The organism is Massilia sp. TWP1-3-3, assembly GCF_049897805.1.
GTDB lineage: Bacteria > Pseudomonadota > Gammaproteobacteria > Burkholderiales > Burkholderiaceae_D > Telluria_A.
Window position 1 is genome coordinate 23,820 of sequence record NZ_JAFCWX010000023.1, and the last position, 14,252, is coordinate 38,071.

General features: G+C 62.6%; 9 protein-coding genes. 3 read left to right on the forward strand and 6 right to left on the reverse strand.

What is annotated here, in order from left to right; genetic code table 11:
- Positions 1-5: 5 nt before the first annotated feature.
- Together mfd and ACP7D4_RS19900 are read right to left on the reverse strand one after the other, a co-directional pair.
- The gene (gene mfd / locus ACP7D4_RS19895; RefSeq protein ID WP_426104919.1) at positions 6-3,452 is read right to left on the reverse strand and encodes a transcription-repair coupling factor; all 3,447 of its coding nucleotides are present in this window, start codon (positions 3,450-3,452) and stop codon (positions 6-8) included.
- An 87-nt stretch (positions 3,453-3,539) separates the two neighbouring features.
- Positions 3,540-4,484, reverse strand: coding sequence for a 5'-nucleotidase (locus ACP7D4_RS19900; protein WP_426104921.1), 945 nt, complete (start codon positions 4,482-4,484; stop codon positions 3,540-3,542).
- A 175-nt stretch (positions 4,485-4,659) separates the two neighbouring features.
- Between ACP7D4_RS19900 and ACP7D4_RS19905 the strand changes: the two genes are divergently transcribed.
- Positions 4,660-5,436 (forward strand): serine/threonine protein kinase, encoded by a 777-nt coding sequence (locus tag ACP7D4_RS19905; RefSeq protein WP_426210890.1) that lies wholly within the window; start codon positions 4,660-4,662, stop codon positions 5,434-5,436.
- Positions 5,437-5,460: 24 nt separating this feature from the next.
- Here the strand turns inward: ACP7D4_RS19905 and ACP7D4_RS19910 are convergent, their stop codons facing one another.
- From ACP7D4_RS19910 to ACP7D4_RS19920, 3 genes are all read right to left on the reverse strand, one after another.
- Positions 5,461-6,027 (reverse strand): YceI family protein, encoded by a 567-nt coding sequence (locus ACP7D4_RS19910; protein ID WP_426104923.1) that lies wholly within the window; start codon positions 6,025-6,027, stop codon positions 5,461-5,463.
- A gap of 72 nt (positions 6,028-6,099) precedes the next feature.
- On the reverse strand, positions 6,100-6,951 hold the full coding sequence (locus tag ACP7D4_RS19915; protein WP_426210892.1) for a PP2C family protein-serine/threonine phosphatase: 852 nt from the start codon (positions 6,949-6,951) through the stop codon (positions 6,100-6,102).
- Between the two features lie 113 nt (positions 6,952-7,064).
- The gene (locus ACP7D4_RS19920; protein ID WP_426104926.1) at positions 7,065-9,413 is read right to left on the reverse strand and encodes a penicillin-binding protein 1A; all 2,349 of its coding nucleotides are present in this window, start codon (positions 9,411-9,413) and stop codon (positions 7,065-7,067) included.
- Between the two features lie 164 nt (positions 9,414-9,577).
- On the opposite strand from ACP7D4_RS19920, the gene ACP7D4_RS19925 reads away from it, so the two are divergent.
- Positions 9,578-11,839, forward strand: coding sequence for an OPT family oligopeptide transporter (locus tag ACP7D4_RS19925; protein ID WP_426210894.1), 2,262 nt, complete (start codon positions 9,578-9,580; stop codon positions 11,837-11,839).
- Positions 11,840-12,303: 464 nt separating this feature from the next.
- Here ACP7D4_RS19925 and ACP7D4_RS19930 read toward each other — a convergent pair whose 3' ends face one another.
- Positions 12,304-13,233, reverse strand: coding sequence for an NAD-dependent epimerase/dehydratase family protein (locus tag ACP7D4_RS19930; protein WP_426210896.1), 930 nt, complete (start codon positions 13,231-13,233; stop codon positions 12,304-12,306).
- Between the two features lie 104 nt (positions 13,234-13,337).
- Between ACP7D4_RS19930 and ACP7D4_RS19935 the strand changes: the two genes are divergently transcribed.
- Positions 13,338-14,237: a LysR substrate-binding domain-containing protein gene (locus ACP7D4_RS19935; protein ID WP_426104931.1), complete on the forward strand. Its 900-nt coding sequence runs from the start codon at positions 13,338-13,340 to the stop codon at positions 14,235-14,237.
- Positions 14,238-14,252: the final 15 nt, after the last annotated feature.

Below are 14,252 nucleotides of genomic sequence, written 5' to 3' on the forward strand. Positions count from 1 at the left end.
TTTTGTCAGCCCAGTAGTGATTTGATCGTTTGCTTTATCTGCGTCACGCGCGCGGCCAGGTCGGGCATGCTGGCGGTGATCTTCAGCTTGTCCTGGCCGGCCAGCTTGATATGGCGATTTTTCTGAATCAACGTGATGATGCGCAGCGAGTCGATCGGCGGGTTGACCATGAACTGCATGCTGGCCGCTTCGCTGTGGGCGTCGATTTTGATGATGCCCACCGCCTTGGCCGCAACGCGCAGGCGGTGCGTTTCGATCAGCGCCTGCACCGGGTCGGGCAGCTTGCCGAAGCGGTCGATCAGCTCTTCCTGCATGTCGTCGATTTTTTCCTGGGTGGCACAGTTGGCCAGCCGCTTGTAGACCGACAGCCGTTCGTGCACGTCGCCGCAGAAGTCGGCCGGCAGCAGCGCCGGCACGTGCAGGTTGATTTCGGTGGTGGTGGCCAGGGGCGCAGCCAGGTCCGGCTCTTTGCCCGCCTTGAGTGAGCGTACGGCGGCGTTAAGCATGTCCGAATACAGCTGAAAGCCGATTTCAAGCATCTCGCCGGACTGGTTCTCGCCGAGCACTTCGCCGGCCCCGCGGATTTCAAGGTCGTGCATCGCCAGGAAAAAGCCGCTGCCCAGTTCTTCCATCTGCTGGATCGCGTCCAGGCGGCGCTGCGCCTGCTTGGTCAGCCCCGTGACATCGGTCACCAGCAGGTAGGCGTAAGCCTGGTGGTGCGAACGGCCCACGCGACCACGCAGCTGGTGCAGCTGCGCCAGGCCGAACTTGTCGGCGCGGTGCATGATGATGGTGTTCGCGGTCGGCACGTCGATACCGGTTTCAATGATGGTCGTGCACAGCAAAATGTTGTAGCGCTGCGCCACGAAGTCGCGCATGACCTTTTCAAGGTCGCGTTCGTGCATCTGGCCGTGCGCCACGCCGATGCGCGCCTCGGGCAGCAGCTCGGTCAACATCGCCATGCGGTTCTGGATGGTTTCCACTTCGTTGTGCAAAAAGTAGATCTGGCCGCCGCGTTTCAGTTCGCGCAGGCAGGCCTCGCGAATGATGGAGCCGTCTTCGCTGCGCACAAACGTCTTGATCGCCAGGCGTTTTTGCGGCGCGGTGGCGATGATCGAAAAGTCGCGCAAGCCTTCCAGGGCCATGCCGAGCGTGCGCGGAATCGGGGTCGCCGTGAGCGTCAGCACGTCCACTTCGGCGCGCAGCGCCTTGAGCGCTTCTTTCTGGCGCACGCCGAAGCGGTGTTCTTCGTCGATGATGACCAGGCCCAGCCGCTCGAACTTGACGTCGGGCGAGAGCAGCTTGTGGGTGCCGATGACGATGTCGAGCGTGCCGTCGGCCATGCCCTTGATGGCGGTGTTGATTTCCTTGCCGGTTCTGAAACGCGACAGCTCGGCGATGCGCACCGGCCAGTCGGCGAAGCGGTCGGCGAAGGTTTGCGCGTGCTGCTCGGCCAACAGCGTGGTTGGCGCGAGGATGGCGACCTGCTTGCCGCCCATGACGGCGATGAAGGCGGCGCGCAGCGCAACTTCGGTCTTGCCAAAACCAACGTCGCCGCACACCAGGCGGTCCATTGGTTTGCCACCGGTCATGTCCTTGATGACGTTGTTGATCGCCTCGGCCTGGTCGGGCGTTTCCTCGAAGCCGAAGCTGTCGGCGAAGTTCTGGTAGTCGTGCGCCGAATACTCGAACGCGTGGCCCTTGCGCAGCGCGCGGCGCGCGTACAGGTTAAGCAGTTCGGCGGCGGTGTCGCGCACCTGTTCGGCGGCCTTGCGCTTGGCCTTTTCCCATTGACCGGAGCCGAGCGAGTGCAAGGGCGCGTCTTCGGGCGTGGCGCCCGAGTAACGCGAAATGACGTGCAGCTGCGAGACCGGCACATACAGCTTGGTGTCCTTGGCGTATTCGAGGTGCAAAAACTCAGTCTCGCCTTCGCCCAGGTCCATGCTGGTCAGGCCCATGTAGCGCCCGATGCCGTGGTTGATGTGAACGACCGGGTCGCCGATTTTTAGTTCCGACAGGTCGCGCACCATCGACTCGACCTGGGTGACGCCTTCCTGCTTCTTTTTGCCGGCGCGCCGGCCGGAACCGGCATACAGCTCGGTCTCGGTGATGAAAACGATGTCGCCGGCGCTTTTTTCGGTCAGTTCGAACCCGGCCTGCAAGGGAGCGACGCCCAGCGCCAGTTTGGCGTTCGAGGCCATGAAGCCGGCAAAGCCTTCGACCGGGCTGGGGGCCAGCTGGTATTCATTGAAGTACTGCTGCAGCGTTTCGCGCCGGCCGTTCGATTCGGCGCAGATCATCACGCGCTTGCCGCTCTGGAGCAAAAAAGCGCGCAGATTGGTCAGCGGGTCTTCGATGCGGCGGTTGACGGCGATGTTGGGAATCGGCGCGGACAGTTCGGAAGGCTGCTGGTCGGCTTCCTTGGAGATGGTCCAGCGACCGAGCGGCTTGGCCAGCGTGAAAAACGCTTCGTCGGACAGGAAAATCTCGTCGGGCGCGAGAATCGGACGGTCGCGGTCAGCTTTCAGGAAGCGGTAGCGCGACTCCGTGTCGACCCAGAAGCGCTTGATGGCCGCGTCGATGTCGCCCACCAGCGCCATGTTGGCGCCTTCCGGCAGGTAGTCGAACAGCGTGGCGGTTTGTTCGAAAAACAGCGGCAGGTAGTATTCGATACCGGCCGAGGCGATGCCGCTGCTGACGTCCTTGTACACCACCGAGCGCGATGGGTCGCCTTCGAAACGCTCGCGCCAGCGGCTGCGGAAAGTGGTGCGGGCGGCGTCGTCCATCGGGAATTCGCGGCCCGGCAGCAGGCGCACTTCGCGCACCGGATAGAGCGAGCGCTGGGTGTCGGCATCAAACGTGCGGATGGTTTCGATCTCGTCGCCGAACAGGTCGAGCCGGTAGGGTAGGGCCGAACCCATCGGGAACAGGTCGATCAGGCCGCCGCGCACCGAATATTCGCCGGGCGACATGACCTGCGAATTATGGGTGTAGCCGGCCAGCGTGAGCTGGGCCTTGAGCTTGGCCTCGTCGAGCTTTTCGCCCTGCTTGAAAAAGAAGGTGTAGCCGGCCAAAAACGAGGGCGGCGCCAGGCGCACCAGCGCGGTGGTGGCCGGAACGAGCAGCACGTCGCAATGGCCGTTCTGGATTTCGTACAGCGTGGCCAGACGCTCGGAGACCAGGTCCTGGTGCGGCGAGAAAGCGTCGTAAGGCAGCGTTTCCCAGTCCGGCAGCAGGTGGCAGGCGAGCTTTTCTTCGGCGAACCAGGGGATTTCGTCGAGCAGGCGCTGGCCGTCGCTGGCGTTGGCCACGATCACGACCAGCATCTGCTTGTTCGCCTTGAGCGCGAGCGCGGCCACCGCCAGCGCATAGGCGTCCGCCGAGCCATACAGGGTCGGCAGCGCGAAGCGGCTGCCGGACTTGGGGAGGGACTTTTTTAAATCGAAGGGCATGCAGGCGGCGGGGCGAGAAGGCGTAATTGGTAGCCTTTCATTATAGCGTACAGGGGAAAATCACATCGGCCCCTATGCGGCGGGTATTTACGCCGCGGGCGCTCGCCTGTTCGCAATCCCGAACGGTACGTGCACCATCGGGATGGTGCCCCCGGGCGACGATTTCAGGTGGGTAATCTGGTCATCGAAGAAAATGTGCGGCTTGAATACCGACAGCACGCGCGCCTTGTCCATCCCGCCCAGGAAAAACGTCTCGTTGGCCGACACGCCCCAGCTCTTGAGCGTGGTGACCACGCGCTCATGCGAGGGCGCGTTGCGCGCCGTGATGATCGCGATGCGCAAAATTTTGCGGTAGTTCGGGTCGCGCTTTTGCGCGCGCTCTTCCATGCGCTGCATCAGCGCCAGCTTCTGGAACATGTCGGCCAGCGGTCCTGGCTGGTGCGGCACGGCCATGTGCTTGGTTTCGTGCGCGTGGAACTCGTTGACGTCGTTGTTGCGCTTGAAGATGGTCTCGGACTCATCATCGGCGAGCACGCCGTCAAAATCGAAGGCGATGCGCAGCTCGATATCGTCGCTGTCGTCGTCCACCAGCGATGGCAGCACCAGGCCGGCCGGATAATTGGCCGCGATGGCGCTCTGCACGTCTTCCTCGTTCGCGCTCAGGAACAGCGCGGCATTGAAGGCGGGCAGGTAGGTATAGGGCGACTTGCCGGTCATGAAGGCGGCGCGCGAGATGTCCAGGTCGTAATGGGCGATCGAACGCATCACGCGCAGCCCGGTTTCGGGTGAATTGCGGGAAAACAGCACCACTTCGACCGGGTTTTGGCGCGGAAAGCATTTGTTGATGTTCAGGAAGCGGCGGATGAAAGGGAAGGCCACGCCCTTGCCCAGGATGGTATCGAGATGCGCTTCCTGGTATTTGCGGTATTCGTCCGGTCCGCTGTCAAGATAGACCTGGTGCGACGCGGTCAGGTCGAACAGGGCGCTGGAAGCGACGCCGATCACCAGTTTGTGCTCAATCTGAAACGCCATCAGTGATCCTCGATCGTGGGTGCGGGACGCCAGATTCTACAGGATGCGTTCCAGGTCGCGCTGTGATCGCCCGCCAATGGCGGATTTGAGACAAAAACGCGGTTTGCCGGCGTGCAGTGTTTGCGTACGGAATGTCTTTAAGTATGATGGTTGTTCGCTAACCGGATGTTACGCCATGAAGAAGCCTGAAAGTATCGGACCCTACACCTTGCTCTCGCCGCTTGGCGATAGCGTGCGCAACCGTACGTGGCTCGCGGCAAGCGGGCCGCGCCAGGACCAGGTGGTGTTGAAGCTGGCGCAAAAGGACAATGCGCATGAGCGCGCGCGCTTGCTGCATGAACTCACCGTTTTGGCCGCACTGGACCAGGAAAATATCGTCCGCCTGCTCGACAGCGGCGAATGGGAAGGCCGAATGTGGATGGCGTTGACGTATATTCGTGGGCCGTCCGCGCCTTTGCAATTGGCCAATTTCCGGCAACTGCTGCTGGCACTGGTGCATGTGCATGCCCATGGCGTGGTGCACGCCGATATCAAGCCAGCCAATTTGTTGCTCGATGCGCAAGGCGACCTGCACCTTGCGGGCTTCGGTAACGCGCGCCGGTTCGGCGCGGGACCGCTGGGACCGGGCGGCATGCCGCAGTATATGTCTCCCGAACAATTGCGCGGCGAGGCACTGGATGTGCGGGCCGACTTCTTTTCCGCCGGTGCGGTCCTGTTTCAACTATTGACGGGGAGCCGCCCCTTTGACGGCAAGGCTGCGCTGCGCGGCAAGGATGACGTCGAGCCGGGCTTGCCCTTGCCGTCCGCGCTCGTGCCTGGGCTGGGAACGGGGTTCGACGGGTTGACGAGCAAGCTGCTGGCGCCCGACAGGCGCGACCGCCACGACAGTGCGTTTGCCGTGCTGGGCGACTTTGACGTTGCCTGCCATCGGGGCGTTCGCGCAGCCGCTTGAACATAGCGGCACTGTCCGTCCACACTATTGCTTGACCGCTTCCACCGCAATGGAAAGGGTGACGTCATCGCTGACCCCGGGCGCGTACTTGCCGGCATTGAAGTCGCTGCGGCGGATGGTGGTCGTGGCGTTCGCGCCGCAGGCTTCCTTCTTGAGCATGGGGTGCGGCATGCACTTGAGCGTGGCAATGTCGAGCGTAACCGGTTTGGTAACGCCTTTTACGGTCAGGTTGCCGTCCACCGACGCCGGTACGTCTCCCTTGAAATGCATCTTGGTCGATTTGAACGTGATGGCCGGGTATTTTTTCGTATCGAAAAAGTCAGCGTCCTGGATGTGCTTATTCAATTCGCCGTTGCCGGTATTGACGGAAGTGGCGTCGATCGACACCTCGACCGCGCCGGTTCTGGCCGCCCGGTCGAGCGTGATGGTGCCGCTGGTCTTGTCAAAGTGGCTGACCTGCCTGGACAGGCCGAAATGGCTGTATTCGAAGCGGGCAAAGGTATGGTTGTTGTCGATGATGTAGTTTTCGGGCGTGGCTGCGGCACCCAGCGCGAAACCTGCGCCAACGGTTAAGGCAATCAATTTTTTCATGAACATTTCCAGGGTCAAGGGAAAGGAGGGCGTCAGTCTTTTGGACAACGCTGCCTCCCGTCCGTTCCCCGCTTATTGTGTACACTGCAGCAGCACGACAGTGATGTTGTCGCGGCTGCGGTTGCGTTTGGCCGCGTCGATCAGTTCGGCGCAGGTCGTTTCCAGGTCCGTGGACGCGGCCAGCAGCGCCGCAATCTGTTCGTCGGGGCAGGCGCCGTGCAGGCCGTCGCTGCACAGCAAGTACAAGTCGCCCGGCTCGGTTGTCTGCATCTGCAGTTCGGGCCGTACTCCCGATGATGGCCCGAGCGCTTGCAACAGCAGGTTGCGCCCCGGCAGATTGTGCACAACGCCTGCTTCAATTGCCCGCTGATACATGGTCTGGTCGCGCGTGAGCTGGGTCAGGTGGCCGTGGCGAAAACGGTACAGGCGCGTATCGCCCACATGGAACACGAACTGCGGCCCGTCCGGCACTGGCTGCCAGATGCCGGTCAGCGTGGTGCCCATACCGCCGCCTTCGGCGCGGCGGTTGCCGCGGTTGATCTGGTACATGCGCTGGTTGGCAAATTCCACCGCGTGGTGCAGCGTCGTCATGGCCGCGCTGGTCGTCTGGTTCCAATCGACAAAGGGATCGGTGAGCGCCGGGTCGTAGTTGCTCGGCACAAAATCAGGCATCGGTTCGCCGTGCTCGCGCGCGGCGCTGGCGCGGATGAAGTGGGCCAGCGAGATCAAGGCGTCGGAACTGGCCACTTCGCCCGCTTCGTGGCCGCCCATGCCGTCGGCCACGGCGAGCAGGCCAAGTTCACGGTCGATGTAAAAATTGTCTTCGTTGGAAGGGCGGACATTGCCGACGTCGGTCATCCCGAATGCAATGCCCAGATCCAGTTGTTGCTGCACCGAAGGTGAGAGTTGTTTCCAAACGTACACGGACAGCTCCAAGGGTTGGCGTTGCAAACCGACATGGTTGCCACTTGCACCGCCAACATCCTAGCACGCGAAGTGCACATTTGTTAATGAATATTGCTTTTCGACTCATTAATTTATTCGGGCGGCAACACAATGACGTCGGTTTCCGCCGCCACCGGTGGCTCGCGCGGCGCTTCCGGGTCGATTGGCTGCTGCTCGGGCTCGGGCGCGGCAGCGGCGGGCTCGATGTCGATGCCTTTAAAGTCCAGGGTGCCTGCGTATTCGCCATACATCCAGTCGTCGCCGTCGCGCACCACGCCTTCCGGGGGGGCGCGCTCGGTCACGCTCTGCTTGGCCAGCGCCACTTTCATATAGTCGATCCAGATCGGCATGGCCAGCGTGGCGCCAAATTCCTTGCCCCCCAGGGAACGCGGATCGTCGTAGCCCATCCACGACACCGCCACCACATTGCCCGCATACCCGGCAAACCAGCCATCGACCGCGTCGCTGGTGGTGCCGGTCTTGCCGGCCAGGTCGGTGCGGCGCAGCAGCTTGGTGGAGGCGGCGCCGGTGCCGTAGCGCGTCACGTCGCGCAGCATGCTGTCGACGATAAAGGCGTTGCGCGCATCGAGCACGCGCGCGCTTTCTTCCTGCACCGACGGCACCGTGTGCGAGAGCACCTGGCCGCCGGCATCCTTGACGGTGTCGATCAGGTAGGGTTTGATCTGATAGCCGCCGTTGGCAAAGATGGCGTAGGCGTCGGCCATCTGCAGCGGCGTGACCGCCCCCGTGCCCAGCGCCAGCGTCAGGTTGCGCGGGTGCTTGTCGGCCTCGAAACCGAATTTTTGCAAGAACATGTGGGCGTAGTCGACGCCGACGGCGCGCAGCAGGCGCACCGAGGGCACGTTCTTGGAGTGCGCCAGCGCGAAGCGCATCGTCACCTTGCCGTCGTACTTGCCGTCGTCGTTCTTGGGCGACCAGGTCGCGCCGGCGTTTTCGCCCGGCATATCGAGCGGCTCGTCGAGGATCTGGGTTGACGGCGAGTAGCCGCGTTCCAGCGCGGCCGAATAGATAAAGGGCTTGATGGACGATCCAGGCTGGCGCCAGGCCTGGATCACGTGATTGTACTTTTTGAGGTTGAAGTCAAAGCCGCCGACCAGTGCGCGGTAAGCGCCGGTCTTGAAGTCGATGGCCACAAAGGCCGCTTCCACCTGCGGCACCTGGACGATCGACCAGCTTTGGTCGGGCGCGCGCGCGATGCGGATCACGGCGCCGGTGCGCAGCTTGATGTCAGGTTTGGCGGTGGGCGCCAGCGCCCTGGCGGCAAAGCGCAAGCCGTCGCCGCTGATCTCGATATTGTCGCCGTCGACGTTTTCCACGGTGACCAGCTTGGGCGAGGCGCTGGTGACCACCACCGGCACCAGGGAGTCGCTGACCGGGCGCGCGCGCAGGGCGTCGTTGATGGCGTCTGCGCGCTCTTCCGCCGCCAGCGGCAGCTCGATGAAGGTTTCGGGACCGCGGTAGCCGTGGCGCTGGTCGTAATCGAGTACGTTGCGGCGCACCGACTGGTAGGCCGCTTCCTGTTCGGCCTTGCTGATGGTGGTGATCACGGACAGGCCGCGGGTGTAGGCGTCTTCCTTGAATTCGGCATACACCGCCTGGCGCACCGTCTCGGCGACAAACTCGGCGTGGGCGTCGAATTCCTGGCGTACGGTGGCGATGCGCACCTGCTCGGCGACGGCCGCACTGTATTGCACCGGCGTGATGAACCCGACGTCGCGCATGCGCGCGAGCACCGCCTCCTGGCGCTGCTTGGCGCGGCGCGGATTGACGGCCGGATTGTGGCGCACCGGGTCTTGCGGGATCCCGGCCAGCATCGCCATCTCGGCGATCGACAGCTTTTGCAGGGGTTTGCCGAAGTAGGCCTGGGCCGCGCTGCCAAAGCCGTACGAACGCCGGCCCATGAAGATCTGGTTGACGTACAGTTCCAGGATCTGGTCTTTGGAGAGCGCCGCTTCTATCTTGTAGGCCAGCGCCACTTCATTGACCTTGCGTGAAATGACCTTGTCACGCGACAGAAAAAAATTACGCGCCACCTGCATGGTGATGGTGGATGCGCCCTGGCGAAAGCCGCCTTTCAGGTTGGCGCGGGCCGCGCCCATGGCGCGCTTCCAGTCGATGCCGCCGTGCTCATAGAAGCGCGTGTCCTCGATGGCCAGGATCGCCTTTTTTTGCAGGTCAGGTACCTGGGCGATGGGGACGAAGTCGCGGTGCTCTTCGCCAAATTCGCCGATCAGGACATTGTCGGACGTGTAAATGCGCAGCGGGATCTTGGGCTTGTAGTCGATGACGGCGTCGATCGCCGGCACCTTGGGGTAAATCGAGAAGTAAAAATACGCCAGCAAGCCCAATGCCAGCAGCAGGCCGGCGCCAAACAGGGCGGCCGCGCTGATGATTAAGGCGCGCCGCGTCGGCCAGCGCAAGGAGAATCTGCTTGTTGTTGTCAAAAGGGTACTCTCCGCGTTCACGCCGTACAGTTGTTGACGGCTCTGTACTGAAGATTATAATCCAACGATTTTGGCTTCCCTTTTAATCATCCAAGGCGCGTGCGGCGGTATTGCGCGGCCCGACTTCAGGAACTAGCTCCATGCCTCTCGATCCTACGCCCACCGGCTTCAAGCCGTACATTCCGGCTTCGGCGCACCTGCCCGAAATGACCGCGCGCGCCCTTATCATGGGCATCGTGCTTGGCATGGTGTTCGGCGCGTCGTCGCTGTACCTGGTCCTCAAAGTGGGCCTGACGGTCAGCGCCTCGATTCCCGTGGCCGTGATCGCGATCACGCTTTTCGGGATGGCCAAGAAAATGGGTGGCAAGGATTCGACCATCCTTGAAAACAGCATTACCCAGACCGCCGGTTCAGCCGGCGAATCGATCGCCTTTGGCCTGGGCGTGACGATGCCGGCCATTATGATCCTCGGCTTCGACCTCGAAATTTCGCGCGTGATGCTCGTTGGCGTGCTCGGTGGCCTGCTGGGCATCCTGATGATGATCCCGATGCGGCGCACCATGATCGTCGACCAGCACAAGGAACTGAAGTACCCGGAAGGGACGGCCTGCGCCGAAGTGCTCAAGGCCGCCGCCACCGAAACCTCGCGCGCAGCCGCCGGCGAAATGCGCGAGGAAGGCTCGGACGCCGCGCGCGACGCCAAGCAGCGCGCGATGATCATCTTTGGCGGCTTTTTTGTCGGGCTGCTGTACAAGACCGTCAATATTTCGCTCAAGGGGTGGAAGGATACGTCGAACTTCATCTTCGGTTCGCCGCTGGCGGCCGGCTCGATTGGCGCCGAAGTCTCGCCCGAGCTGCTGGGCGTGGGCTACATCATCGGCCCGCGCATTGCCATGACCATGGCCGCCGGCGGCGTGCTGTCGTACCTGCTCTTGATCCCGATGATCAAGTTTTTCGGTGACTTGCTGACGGTGCCGGTGGCGCCCGGCACCATGCTGATCCGCGACATGAGCCCGGACGACATCCGCAGCGCCTACGTGCTCTATATCGGCGCCGGCGCGGTGGCCGCCGGTGGGCTTATCAGCCTGGTGCGCGCGATGCCGATGATCTGGAAGGGACTCAAATCGGGCTTGTCCGGCATGGGCAAGGGCGCTTCGTCGGCCGACGCCACGCTGCGCACCGACCAGGATATTTCAATGAAGTGGGTCGTCATCGGCTGCCTGGCGATCATCGCCGTGATCACCGTGGCCACGCCCTTGCACATGAATTTGCTGGGCGCCTTGCTGATCCTGGTGTTCGGCTTTTTGTTTTCAACCGTGTCGTCGCGCCTGACCGGCGAAGTCGGTTCCTCGTCCAACCCGATCTCCGGCATGGCGGTGGCCACGCTGCTGTTTACCTGCCTGATTTTCCTGTTCATGGGCTGGACCGGGGGCCAGTACTACGTGACGGCGCTGTCGGTGGGCGCCATCGTCTGCATCGCGGCCAGCAACGCCGGCACCACCTCGCAAGACCTCAAGACCGGCTACCTGATCGGCGCCACGCCGCGCCTGCAGCAGTATGCGATCCTGTGCGGCGCGCTGGCGTCGGCGCTGATCCTCGGCCCGATTCTGCTCAAGCTCAATGACGCCAACACCACCTACGTGCCGGCCGCGCAGGTCGCGCCTGGCATCAAGGTGGACCCCAGCAAGCTGACCGTCACGGCGCAGCTGCAAGGCCCGCAGGCCAGGGTCGACGGCAAGACCTACAAGGTATGGCAAAAGGGCGATACCGCGGGCGGCCCGGCGGGCAAGTACCTGGTGGCCGATGATGGCACGCTCGCTTACCTGGTCGACCCGGGCATCAACGGCACCCACAAAGTGCGTCCGGACGGCTCCAAGGTGGCCAAGTTCGATGCGCCCAAGGCGGTGCTGATGTCGTACATTATCAAGGGGATTTTGGACCGTCAGCTGCCGTGGACGCTGGTGCTGCTGGGGGTGATGATTGCCGTGGTGCTGGAGATGGCGGGCGTGCAGGCGCTGGCGTTTTCGGTGGGCGTGTACCTGCCCCTGGTGTCCACGCTGCCGATCGCCATTGGCGGCGCGGTGCGCTGGCTGGTCGACAAGCGCAACAACAAGCTGGCGCACAATGCGGTGTTGAACGAGGAAGAACAGCAGGCGGCGGGCGACCGCAGTTCGGGCGTGCTGCTGGCGTCGGGGTATATTGCGGGCGGGGCCCTGGCGGGGATTGTGATTGCCATTACGGCCGGCGTGATGACCGATTTTGATGCGGTCGTGACGACCTGGGCGAGCGCGGCCAATCCGTTCTTTGCGGGGGAGCGAGCCGATTTGCTGACGATGGCGCCGTATGCGGCGATCATCGTGCTGCTGTATTGGGTGGCGCGGGAGAAGAAAACGGTGGCGTGACGCGGGCAGTGCGCAATGCGCTGTCGCTTTTGCGCTTTACGTTCTGCAACGGCCATGCACTTTTGGGCCCTACGATCTGCGAAGGCCATGCTCTTTTGCATCATGCGATCTGCGAGGGCCGTAGGGCGGAAAAGAGCGAAGCTCGCATTCCGCCAAGCTGAGTGTTGAACGAACTATATTGGGTGGCGCGGGAGAAGCTAGCGGTGGCGTGACGCCGGCATGGCGGAATGCGCTGTCGCTTTTCCGCCCCACGATCGGCCACGGCCATGCACTTTTCCGCTATATGATCTGCGATAGCCGTAGGGCGGAAAAGAGCGAAGCTCGCATTCCGCCATGCTCAGTGTTGAACGAACTATATTGGGCGGCGCGGGAGATGATTACGGTGCGCCGGCATGGCGCAATGCGCTATCGCTTTTCAGCCCTTCGTTCTGCAACGGCCATGCTCGTTTCCGCCATGCCCGGTGTTAAACGAACGCCAGATCGTGCTGGCGAATCAAATCGTCGAGCCACTCGTCGCTGTGGCCGAACTTGTACCCCAGCGCTACTGCGCGGCTCATATCCATCATGAACGGCGCCGGGTAGTCGAACGGGCTGAGCTCTCCCGGCGCACCGGCCTGCGTGACCGGCAGCGCCCGCACCGGCTGGTCCAGCACCATCCCCACGCGCTGGTAAATGTCGAACGCTGACAAACCACCATCGCACGCCGCATTCACCGGCCCGGTGAAATCCTGTGCGCCGGCCCACACCAGAAAATCGCTGATCACCTGAGCGCTTAAAAATGAGCTGCACGCCGCCGCATTCGTATAGCGCAGCGCCCCGTACTGGCGCGCCAGGTCGACGTAATGCGCCAGGCGCCCGGTAACGTCTTCTGAGCCGGCCAGGACATGGCCGATGCGCACTGTCACCAGCGGCAGCGACGCGTCCCGGTAAAGGTAAGCCTCGGCCTGGACCTTGCCCGCCACGTAGCTTTGGGTGGCCAGCTTGGGATCATGCCACGCAAACTGCGTGTCGATCGGCTGGGCCAGCACGTTCAGGTCAGCCTCGGCGAAAGGCGTGTTTTGCTGCCCCAGCAAGCTACGGTAGACGTCAATGGTGGAGGCGACGATGTAGCGTTTGGCCTTGCCCGCAAAAACCTTGACGGCAATCGCAGCGTCGATCGGGCTGTAGCACATTTGGTCGTAGACGACGTCGTAGTCATCGACGAGGGCAAACGCGGCCAGCATGGCGCGCTCGTTGCGGCGATCGACGCGGATGCGCGTGATGCGGCTGCCAAAAGGGTCGGGCGCATGCCCGTGGGTGGCAATCGTTACCTGGTGGCCGGCGGCCAACAGACGCTGCACCAGCAATTTACCGAAGTAGCGCGTACCACCGATAACCAATATATTCTTGCCCATGGCATTTCCTTTTGTTTTGAAGTATATTTTCTTCTTAGTGTGCTAATTGAACAACCGAGAAATTTTGACGCAATGACTAAGAAAAACTTATGCATGGGGGCGCGATGAAGCCTTTGCGCAGCCTGTCCGGCCTGCTCGACTTCGATTGCGCTGCGCGCTGGGGCAGCTTCAAGCTGGCCGCGCTCGAACTGCACAAGACGCCGGCGGCGATCAGCCAGCAAGTCAAGCACCTCGAGGAGATGGTCGGCTTTGCGCTGTTCATTCGCCATCCGCGCCACATCACGCTGACCGAAAAAGGGCAGGAGCTGGCTATTTCCGTGGGCCGCACGCTGGGCGAACTGCGCGCCAAGATCGGTGCCCTGCAAAGCGGGGACGAGGAATCGGTGCTGCGCATCTCAACCACGCATTCGTTCGCGATCAAGTGGTTGGTGCCGCGCATGCACCGCTTTACCGAGCTCTATCCGGAGCTCGACATCCGGCTCGATTCGAACGACGCGCCGGTCAACCTGGACGACGACAGCACCGACGTGGCGGTGCGCTACGGCCCGGTGAGCGAGGGCGACCCGGACATGCTGTTTCGCGAGCGCCTGATCGCCGTCTACAGCCCCGAGCTGCTGGGACCCGGCCAGCGCGAAATCACGCTCGCCGACCTGCCCAACTTTCCACTGCTGTACGAAAAAACGCCGGAGTCGTGGCTGCAGCTACTGAACGAAAACAAGGCAAAGGGTAAATACGATTTCTCGCGCGGCTACAGCCACTGGGGCGTGCTGGCGCAGGCGGCGGTGGCGGGGCAGGGGATTGCATTGGTGGCGTACGGGATCGCGTTCCAGGACATCCTGAAGGGCGCGCTCAAGCAGATCAACTGCCGCAGCGCGCCGTTTGGCAGCGGCTACCGCTTCCTGGTCAACCCGCGCAAGGAAAAGATGCCCAAAGTGCAGCGCTTTCGCGCCTGGCTGGTGGCCGAGATGAGCGACATGCAGCGCGCGCTCGAGCAAACGGTATAAATAAGAACGGCCCAA

Coding starts and splice junctions, on each gene's coding strand:
- mfd (WP_426104919.1), bottom strand. CDS start 3,452: ATGCCCTTCGATTTAAAAAAGTCCCTCCCCAAGTCCGGCAGCCGCTTC.
- ACP7D4_RS19900 (WP_426104921.1), bottom strand. CDS start 4,484: ATGGCGTTTCAGATTGAGCACAAACTGGTGATCGGCGTCGCTTCCAGC.
- ACP7D4_RS19905 (WP_426210890.1), top strand. CDS start 4,660: ATGAAGAAGCCTGAAAGTATCGGACCCTACACCTTGCTCTCGCCGCTT.
- ACP7D4_RS19910 (WP_426104923.1), bottom strand. CDS start 6,027: ATGAAAAAATTGATTGCCTTAACCGTTGGCGCAGGTTTCGCGCTGGGT.
- ACP7D4_RS19925 (WP_426210894.1), top strand. CDS start 9,578: ATGCCTCTCGATCCTACGCCCACCGGCTTCAAGCCGTACATTCCGGCT.
- ACP7D4_RS19930 (WP_426210896.1), bottom strand. CDS start 13,233: ATGGGCAAGAATATATTGGTTATCGGTGGTACGCGCTACTTCGGTAAA.
- ACP7D4_RS19935 (WP_426104931.1), top strand. CDS start 13,338: ATGAAGCCTTTGCGCAGCCTGTCCGGCCTGCTCGACTTCGATTGCGCT.